Here is an 8,664-nt window from a genome sequence, read left to right as displayed (position 1 = left end):
CCGGGCTCAGCGGCGCGCGGCGGCGTCGAAGGCGCCGTCGGTGGGGACGATGTCCTTGCCGAGGGGCATGAGCGAGATCGGCACCATCTTGAAGTCGGCGATGCCGAGGGGGATGCCGATGATCGTGATGCACAGCGCGATGCCCGAGGCGATGTGGCCGAGAGCCAGCCACCACCCGGCGAGGATGACCCAGATGACGTTGCCGAGGAACGACATCGTGCCGGCGGTGGGCTTGTCGACGATCGTCCGGCCGAACGGCCACAGCGCGTAGACGCCGATGCGGAACGAGGCGATGCCCCACGGGATCGTGATGATCAGGATGCACAGCACGACCCCGGCGAGCAGGTAGCCGAGGAAGAGCCAGAATCCGGCGAGGATCAGCCAGATGATGTTCAGGAGCGTGCGCATACGACCATTGTCGCGCGCTCGGGCCCGGTTCGAGGCATCGGGGGGATCCGCGCTCGGATCGGCCCCGGATCAGCCGCGCGCCAGCACCAGCTCCGCGGTCGCCTCGTCGGTCACGAGGTGCGAGACGAAGCCCGCCTCGAGCGCCACGGCGAGGGCGCGGACCTTGTTGAGGCCGGCGGCGACGCAGATGCGGCGCTCCTTGGCCCGCAGATCCTCGAGCGACAGCGCGATCGTGCGGTCGGCGAGATCGGGCAGGCACTCCCGTCCGTCGTCGTCGTAGAACCGCGAGAAGATGTCGCCCGCCGCGTGCGCGAGGAGGAACTCCCGGTCGTCGGGCGACAGGTGCCCGGAGCCGAAGAGCGTGGCATCCGGCGATGCCGCGCCGACGGTGAAGATCGCGGTCGGCGCCTGCCGTCCGAGCTCCAGCACGGTGCGGACGTGCGCGTCGGCCTCGACGGCGCGCCGGGTCTCGGCGTGCTCGAACAGCACCGGCACCACGAGGGCCCGCGGGTGGGCGTCGAACGCCTCGCAGAAGTACGTCATCGTCTCGTACTCGCGCGTGCGTCGCGAGTGCAGAGGGATGCCGCCCTTCAGCTCGACGATCTGGACGCCGTGACGGGCGGTCGGGACCAGCTGCTGCGCCACCGCGAAGAGCGTCTTGCCCCAGGAGAGGCCGACGAGGTCGCCGTCGTGGACGTTCTCCTCGATGAGCCGTGCGGCGATCCGTCCCACGGCCTGCTGCAGCAGGTCGCCGTGGTCGGGTCCCGTCGCCAGGCGCACCTCCGCGAGGCCGTACCGCTCGCGGAGCCGCTCGACCAGCTCCGCGGCCGACTCCCGCGGGTCGCGGATGTGCACCTGGACGTACCCGCGATCCTTGGCGAGCTGGATGAGCTTCGACACGGTCGGACGCGACACCCCGAGGGCGCGCGCGACCTCGTCCTGCGAGCGGCCGAGCCGGTAGTACAGCTTGGCCGCGTCGATCGCCTGCTCCTCGCGAGGATCCATCGGCCACCCCCTCCACGTGCGCGCTCGGACCATTGACGGAACGTTCGTTGCGATCCTATGATGCACAGATGTTCCCCGTTCAGGGAACAGGTGTTCACCAGTGGCCGACGCAGCCCACGCGCCGCAGCCGGCCGCACTGTTGCGAAGAGGGATGCGATGAACCGGAACGATGTCTCGGCGATGATCGACCACACACTGCTCAAGCCCACGGCGACGGCCGACGACGTGCGGGCGCTGGTGGCCGAGGCCGCGGAGCTCGGCGTGTACTCCGTGTGCGTGTCGCCCAGCCTGCTGCCGATCGAGACGCCGGACGGCGTGCTGGTCGCCACGGTGTGCGGCTTCCCGTCCGGCGCGCACCAGCCCGCGATCAAGGCCGCCGAGGCCGCCGACTCGGTCGCGCGCGGCGCCGACGAGGTCGACATGGTCATCAACCTCGCCAACGCGGTCACCGGCGACTTCGACGCCGTCGAGGCCGACATCCGCGCGGTGCGCGAGGCGTGTCCGGCTCCGGTCGTCCTGAAGGTCATCATCGAGTCCGCCGCGCTCACCGACGACCAGATCGTCGGCTGCTGCAAGGCGTCCGAGGCCGCCGGCGCCGACTTCGTCAAGACCTCCACCGGCTTCCACCCCGAGGGCGGCGCCAGCGTCCACGCGGTCGAGCTCATGGCCCGGACCGTCGGCGGACGCCTCGGCGTGAAGGCGTCCGGCGGCATCCGCGACGCCGAGACCGCGCGGGCGATGATCGACGCCGGCGCCACCCGCCTCGGCCTCTCCTCCTCGGCAGCGATCCTCGCCGGGTTCGAGGGGTGAGCGCCATGACCGACGTGATCGAGCAGGCGCGCGCATGGGTCGCGCACGACCCGGATGCCGCGACGCGCGCCGAGCTGACCGCCCTGGCCGACGCGGCCGAGGCCCGCGACCCCGCCGCGCAGGCGGAGCTGGCGTCGCGCTTCAACGGCCCGCTGACCTTCGGCACCGCCGGCCTGCGCGGCGCGGTGGGCGCGGGCGAGTCGCGCATGAACGTGGCCGTCGTCACGCGGGCCACCGCGGGACTCGCGCAGTACCTGCTCGACACGCTCGGCCCCGGCGCACGGGTCGTGCTCGGCTGCGACGCCCGGCACGGGTCGAGCCCGTTCATGGATGCCGCGGCCGGCGTCCTGGCCGCCACCGGCGCCCAGGTGCTCACGCTGCCCAAGCAGCTGCCGACCCCGCTCACGGCCTTCGCGGTGCGCGCGCTCGACGCCGACGCCGGCGTCATGATCACGGCCTCGCACAACCCGCCCGCCGACAACGGCTACAAGGTGTATCTGGGCGGCCGCGCCACCGACGAGGACGGCCGCGGCGTGCAGATCGTGCCGCCGGCCGACGCCGAGATCGCCGCGCGCATCGCCGCGTCGCCGCCCGCCGACGAGGTGCCGCTGTCGACGCAGGGCATCGAGCCGACCGGCGACGACGTCGTGCGCGCCTACGTCGACCGCGTCGCCTCGCGTCGCACGAACCCCGAGCCCTCCGGCATCCGCATCGTGCTGACCCCGATGCACGGGGTCGGCGGCGGCGTCGCACAGCAGGCGCTGAGCCAGGCCGGGTTCGGCGACGTGCACGTCGTCGCCGCGCAGGCCGACCCCGACCCGGACTTCCCGACCGTCGCGTTCCCCAACCCCGAGGAGCCGGGCGCGATCGACCTCGCCCTCGACCTCGCGCGCGAGGTGTCGGCGAACGTCGTGATCGCCCTCGACCCGGACGCCGACCGCTGCTCGGTCGCCATCCCGCTGCGGACGGGCGAGTGGCGGCAGCTGACCGGCGACGAGATCGGTGCGATCCTCGGCGAGCAGGCGGCGGCCGACGACACGCGCCCGGGCGACACGCTCGCGTGCTCCATCGTCTCCAGTCGCCTCCTCGGCCGCATCGCCGCCGCGCACGGGCTGAAGCACGCCGCCACGCTCACCGGGTTCAAGTGGATCGCCCGGACCCCCGGCATCCGCTTCGGCTATGAGGAGGCCATCGGCTACTGCACCGACCCCGAGGCCGTGCACGACAAGGACGGCGTGGGCGCCATGATCCGCGTCGCCACCCTGGTCGACGACCTCGCGCGCGAGGGCCGGACGATCGAGGACCTGCTCGACGACCTCGCCCGCCGGCACGGCCTGCACGCCACCGGACCGCTGAGCTTCCGGGTCTCCGACCTCTCGCTCATCGCCGACGGCATGGCGCGCCTGCGCACGAACGGCATCGCGCAGCTCGCCGGATCGCCCGTCGTGACCGCGCAGGACCTCGCGGAGGGGAGCGCCGAGCTGCCGCCGACCGACGGGCTGCTCTACCTCACCGAGGCGGGCGACCGCGTGATCGTGCGTCCCTCGGGCACCGAGCCGAAGCTCAAGTGCTACCTCGAGGCCGTCCTGCCCTGCGACGGCGACGAGGTGCCGCGTGCCGCGGCCGCCGAGCGCCTCGACCGCATCCGTGCCGACGTGACCGCCGCGCTCGGCTTCTGACCCCGCGGCACCCGACCGCCCACATCCCGAAACGACGGAGTCCCTGGATGACGACGACCAGCACACCCCACATCGATCCGCACGGAGTGGAGATCGCCGAGACGATCCTCCTCCCCGGCGATCCCCTGCGCGCGAAGTTCATCGCCGAGACGTACCTCGACGACGTGCGTCAGTTCAACGAGGTCCGGGGCATGCTCGGCTTCACCGGCACGTACCGCGGCACGCCGGTGTCCGTCATGGGCACCGGCATGGGCATCCCCTCTATCTCGCTGTACACGTACGAGCTCATCCACTTCTTCGGCGTGAAGAACCTCGTGCGGGTCGGCAGCTGCGGTTCGCTGCAGGAGGGCATGGAGCTGTACGACGTCGTGATCGCCCAGGGCGCGTCGACGGACTCGAACTACCTGCACCAGTTCGGCGTGCCCGGCACGTACGCGCCCCTGTCGTCGTACCGGCTCCTCGAGCAGGCCAAGCGCGCCGCCGACGAGCGCGGGCAGCGCACCCACGTGGGCAACGTGCTGTCGTCGGACATCTTCTACAACGCGAACAGCGAGGCGCTCGAGCCGTGGAAGCGGCTCGGCATCCTCGCCGTCGAGATGGAGTCGGCGGGACTGTTCGCCAACGCCGCGGCCGCGGGCGTCGACGCGCTCGCGATCTTCACGGTCAGCGACAACCTGCTGACGCACGCGCAGACCACGCCGCAGGAGCGGCAGACCGCCTTCGGGGCCATGATCGAGATCGCATTGGAGCTGGCGTGATGAGTGAGAAGAAGATCGTCACCGAGACGATGGCCAGGCGGGCGGTGCCGATCCTGCTCGCCGTGTTCGTCTTCTCGCTCGTCATCGACAACGGGTTCAAGTACGTCAGCCAGCCGATCTCGGAGTCGCTGGGCATCACGCTCAACGAGGCCGGGCTGCAGGCGACGATCCCCGGCATCCTGATCGGCATCGGCGCCGTCGTCTACTCGGCGCTCGCCGACGCGATCAACATCCGCAAGCTCACGATCTTCGCGATCCTGCTGATCTGCGCCGGCTCGATCGTCGGGTTCGCGTTCCAGGGCATCTGGCCGCTCGTGCTCACCGGGCGCATCATCCAGACGGCCGGTCTCGCCGCCGCCGAGACGCTGTACGTCATCTGGGTGACCAAGCACTTCAAGGGCGACCGGCAGAAGACGTACCTGGGCTTCAGCACCGCGGCGTTCCAGCTCTCCCTCCTGCTCGGCGTCGTCGGCGGCGGCTTCATCGCCACCTACGTCGCGTGGCCGGTGCTGTTCCTCGTCGCGCTGCTCCCGCTCCTGGCGCTGCCGGTCGTGTTCAAGACGGTGCCCGACGAAGAGACCAGCTCGTCGAGCCTCGACGTCTTCGGCCTGTTCCTCATCGCGGTGGCCGCGGGCGGCATCATCATGTTCCTGCAGGCGTTCCAGTGGCTGTACCTCGTGGCGGCCGTCGCGGCGATCGCGGTGTTCGCGTGGCACATCGCCCGCAACCCCAAGGCGCTCATCACGCCCGCGTTCTTCGCGAACAAGCGGTACACGCTCGTGCTGCTCGTGGTCTTCGTCATGTACTCGGTGCAGCTCGGCTACGTCGTGACGTTCCCGGTGCTCATGAACGGCCTGCACGGCATCGCCGAGGCGCAGTCGTCGCTGCTCCTCATCCCGGGCTACGTCTGCGCGGTGCTCGTCGGCGTCTTCAGCGGCGCGATCGCGCGCGTGCTCGACTCGCACCGCGCGATCGTGCTGGCGCTGCTGCTCATCACGGTCGCGCTCCTGCTGCCGGCGTTCTTCGTCGACGCGCCGGGCATCCTCTACGTCGTCTCGATGACGCTGTTCCCGTCCGGGTTCGCGCTCATGTACGCGCCGCTCGTGAGCACCGCGGTGCGCGGCATCCCGCCGGAGAAGTCCGGGGTCGCGATCGGGTTCTACAACCTCACGATCAACATGGCGGTCCCGATCGGCATCGCCTACACGTTCCAGCTGCTCTCGCTCGACCTGCGGTTCATGAGCGGGGTCTCGTCGGAGGCGGGGGCGCCGTTCGCGTCGGTGCTCATGATCCTCGCGCTGGTCGCGGCGCTCGCGACCGTGATGTACCTGTCGTTCTCGAAGGTCCTGCACCGCGACGACGTGCCCGAGACGGAGGTCGCGATCCACTGACCCGTCCCGACTCGCGCGCGTCGGGTCACTGTCGCGGCGCGCGTGAGTCACTGTCGGCCCGCGCGAGTCACTGCCTTGCCGGCGGGTCACTGTGCTGCAGCGCAGTGACCCGGTGCTCGGGCAGTGACTCGGCGGCCGTGGAGGTCGGCGGGGACGGGCGAGAGGCACCGGGGTCGCGAGGCGGGGCAGGATGCCGGAGGTCGGTGTCGGCGGCCCGACCTAGACTTGGTGGGTCATGTCAGACATCCCTGCGCTCGTGCCCGTTCCGGCGTCCGTCCCGCTCGTCGTCGGCGGGGGGGCGGCCGGCGCGCGCCCCGATGCCGACCTGCTCGAGGGGCTGAACGCGCCGCAGCGCGAGGCGGTCACGTACCGGGGCCCGGCGCTGCTCATCGTCGCCGGCGCCGGGTCGGGCAAGACCCGCGTGCTGACCCACCGCATCGCCTCGCTCCTGCGCAACAAGGAGGCGTGGCCGAGCCAGATCCTCGCGATCACGTTCACGAACAAGGCCGCCGGCGAGATGCGCGAGCGCGTCGCCCAGCTCATCGGCGACAGCGCGCGCGGCATGTGGATCTCGACGTTCCACTCCGCGTGCGTGCGGATCCTCCGCCGCGAGGCCCACCAGTTCGGGTTCACGAAGAGCTTCACGATCTACGACTCGGGCGACTCGCGCGCGCTCGTCAAGCGCCTGGTGAAGGAGCACGAGGGCGACGCGTTCGGCCTCACGCCCGCCGGCGTGCAGAGCCGCATCTCGAAGCTCAAGAACGAGCTGGCCGATGCCGAGTCCTACGCGCGGCAGGCCAACCTGTCAGACCCCGCGGAGCGCATCTTCGTCGAGATCTTCGGCGACTACCAACGGTCGCTGCAGCGGGCGAACGCCTTCGACTTCGACGACCTCATCGCCCAGACCGTGTACCTGTTCCGGGCGTTCCCGCACGTCGCCGACGTGTACCGGCGCCGGTTCCGGCACATCCTCGTCGACGAGTACCAGGACACCAACCACGCGCAGTACGCGCTGATCCACGAGCTCACGAGGCCGGCCGGGGCGGATGCCGCGCCCATCGCCTCGAGCGGCGGCATGATGATCTTCGAGCCCGAGCCGGCGGCCGAAGACGCGGCATCCCTCACCGTCGTCGGCGACTCCGACCAGTCGATCTACGCGTTCCGCGGTGCCGACATCCGCAACATCACCGAGTTCGAGCGCGACTACCCGGGTGCGAAGGTCGTGCTGCTCGAGCAGAACTACCGCTCGACCCAGAACATCCTGTCGGCCGCCAACGCCGTCATCGGCAACAACTTCGACCGCAAGGACAAGAAGCTGTGGACCGACGTCGGCGCGGGGGAGCGGATCGTCGGGTTCACCGGCTACTCGCAGCACGACGAGGCGCAGTTCGTCGCCGACGAGGTCAACGCGCTGCACCGCGGGGGCGTCGACTACTCGCAGATGGCGGTGTTCTACCGCACCAACTCGCAGTCGCGAGCGCTGGAGGAGATCTTCATCCGGTCGGCCGTGCCGTACAAGATCATGGGCGGCACGAAGTTCTACGAGCGCGCCGAGATCAAGGACGCCCTCGCGTACCTCGTCGCGATCGCGAACCCCGCCGACGAGATGGCGGTGCGGCGCATCCTCAACAAGCCGCGGCGCGGGATCGGCGACGTCACCGAGTCGGCCATCGCCCGCTACGCCGCCGAGGAGCAGATCACGTTCCGCGACGCGCTCGCCAACGCGTCGGTGCTCGGCGTGGGTCCGAAGATCCAGGCGGCGATCACGCAGCTCGACGCGGTGCTGGCCGAGGCGTCCGCCCTCATGCTGCCCCCGTCGGGCGAGATCGCGCCGCCGACGGCGGTGACCGACGGGCTCGTGCTGCTGCTGGGCAAGAGCGGCTACCTCGACGCGCTCCGCCGCAGCAAGGACCCGCAGGACGAGGCGCGGCTCGAGAACCTCGACGAGCTCGTCGCGGTCACCCGCGAGTTCGCGCGCAACAACCCCGAGGGGACGATCCTCGACTTCCTCACCGAGGTCGCCCTCGTGTCCGACGCCGACGACCTCGAGGACGCGTCCGGGTCGGTGTCGCTCATGACGATGCACACCGCGAAGGGCCTCGAGTACGACGCCGTGTTCGTCACCGGCGTCGAGGAGGACCTCATCCCGCATCGCATCTCGGCGGGCGAGCCCGGCGGTCCGCAGGAGGAGCGGCGGCTGTTCTACGTCGGCATCACGCGGGCGCGCAAGCGCCTGTACCTGTCGCTCGCGATGACGCGCGCCCAGTTCGGCGAGGTGACCGTGGCGATGCCGAGCCGGTTCCTGCAGGAGATCCCCGCCGAGCTCGTCGACTGGCGGCAGTCGCCGGGCGACGTCAACTCGCGCGGCGGCACGCAGTCGCGGGCGCTCAACGCCCGCCGCCCGGGCGGCTTCGGGGGGCGCTCCGGCGCCGGCCGCTACGGCGACGACCTGGTGCCGCTGCCGCGACGCGACAAGCCGGCCGTGACGGGCCAGTTCGCGAACCGCATCCCGGCGAAGCTGCGCGACAACGGCGATCTCGAGCTGGCCGCGGGCGACCGCATCCGGCACGACGACTTCGGCGAGGGCCGCGTGGATGCCGTGACCGGCGAGGG

Annotated in this window: 7 protein-coding genes; 5 read left to right on the top strand and 2 right to left on the bottom strand. The window is 71.0% G+C overall.

What is annotated here, in order from left to right; translation table 11 throughout:
- Positions 1-6: 6 nt before the first annotated feature.
- The gene (locus WML84_RS10455; RefSeq protein WP_347346084.1) at positions 7-408 is read right to left on the bottom strand and encodes a YccF domain-containing protein; all 402 of its coding nucleotides are present in this window, start codon (positions 406-408) and stop codon (positions 7-9) included.
- Positions 409-477: 69 nt separating this feature from the next.
- Complete coding sequence (locus WML84_RS10450; protein ID WP_347346083.1) at positions 478-1,413, bottom strand: sugar-binding transcriptional regulator; 936 nt, start codon at positions 1,411-1,413, stop codon at positions 478-480.
- Between the two features lie 156 nt (positions 1,414-1,569).
- On the opposite strand from WML84_RS10450, the gene deoC reads away from it, so the two are divergent.
- The 5 genes from deoC to WML84_RS10425 all read left to right on the top strand — a co-directional run.
- Positions 1,570-2,223 (top strand): deoxyribose-phosphate aldolase, encoded by a 654-nt coding sequence (deoC, locus tag WML84_RS10445; RefSeq protein ID WP_347346082.1) that lies wholly within the window; start codon positions 1,570-1,572, stop codon positions 2,221-2,223.
- 5 nt (positions 2,224-2,228) lie between these two features.
- A complete protein-coding gene (locus WML84_RS10440) occupies positions 2,229-3,902 on the top strand; it encodes a phospho-sugar mutase (protein WP_347346081.1) in 1,674 nt (557 codons plus the stop codon).
- A 47-nt stretch (positions 3,903-3,949) separates the two neighbouring features.
- Positions 3,950-4,660, top strand: coding sequence for a purine-nucleoside phosphorylase (gene deoD / locus WML84_RS10435; protein WP_347346080.1), 711 nt, complete (start codon positions 3,950-3,952; stop codon positions 4,658-4,660).
- Complete coding sequence (locus tag WML84_RS10430) at positions 4,660-6,051, top strand: MFS transporter (protein WP_347346079.1); 1,392 nt, start codon at positions 4,660-4,662, stop codon at positions 6,049-6,051. Before deoD ends, WML84_RS10430 begins: the two co-directional genes overlap by 1 nt.
- 235 nt (positions 6,052-6,286) lie before the next feature.
- Positions 6,287-8,664: UvrD-helicase domain-containing protein (locus tag WML84_RS10425; RefSeq protein WP_347346078.1), on the top strand; the 2,378-nt coding region annotated here is incomplete at its 3' end.

It is taken from the genome of Microbacterium sp. (genome assembly GCF_039812165.1).
Lineage (GTDB): Bacteria > Actinomycetota > Actinomycetes > Actinomycetales > Microbacteriaceae > Microbacterium.
The sequence above is the reverse complement of the archived record's forward strand: the minus strand, read 5'-3'. Positions and strand labels throughout refer to the sequence as shown.

Coding starts and splice junctions, on each gene's coding strand:
- WML84_RS10455 (WP_347346084.1), bottom strand. CDS start 408: ATGCGCACGCTCCTGAACATCATCTGGCTGATCCTCGCCGGATTCTGG.
- WML84_RS10430 (WP_347346079.1), top strand. CDS start 4,660: ATGAGTGAGAAGAAGATCGTCACCGAGACGATGGCCAGGCGGGCGGTG.
- deoD (WP_347346080.1), top strand. CDS start 3,950: ATGACGACGACCAGCACACCCCACATCGATCCGCACGGAGTGGAGATC.
- WML84_RS10450 (WP_347346083.1), bottom strand. CDS start 1,413: ATGGATCCTCGCGAGGAGCAGGCGATCGACGCGGCCAAGCTGTACTAC.
- WML84_RS10440 (WP_347346081.1), top strand. CDS start 2,229: ATGACCGACGTGATCGAGCAGGCGCGCGCATGGGTCGCGCACGACCCG.
- deoC (WP_347346082.1), top strand. CDS start 1,570: ATGAACCGGAACGATGTCTCGGCGATGATCGACCACACACTGCTCAAG.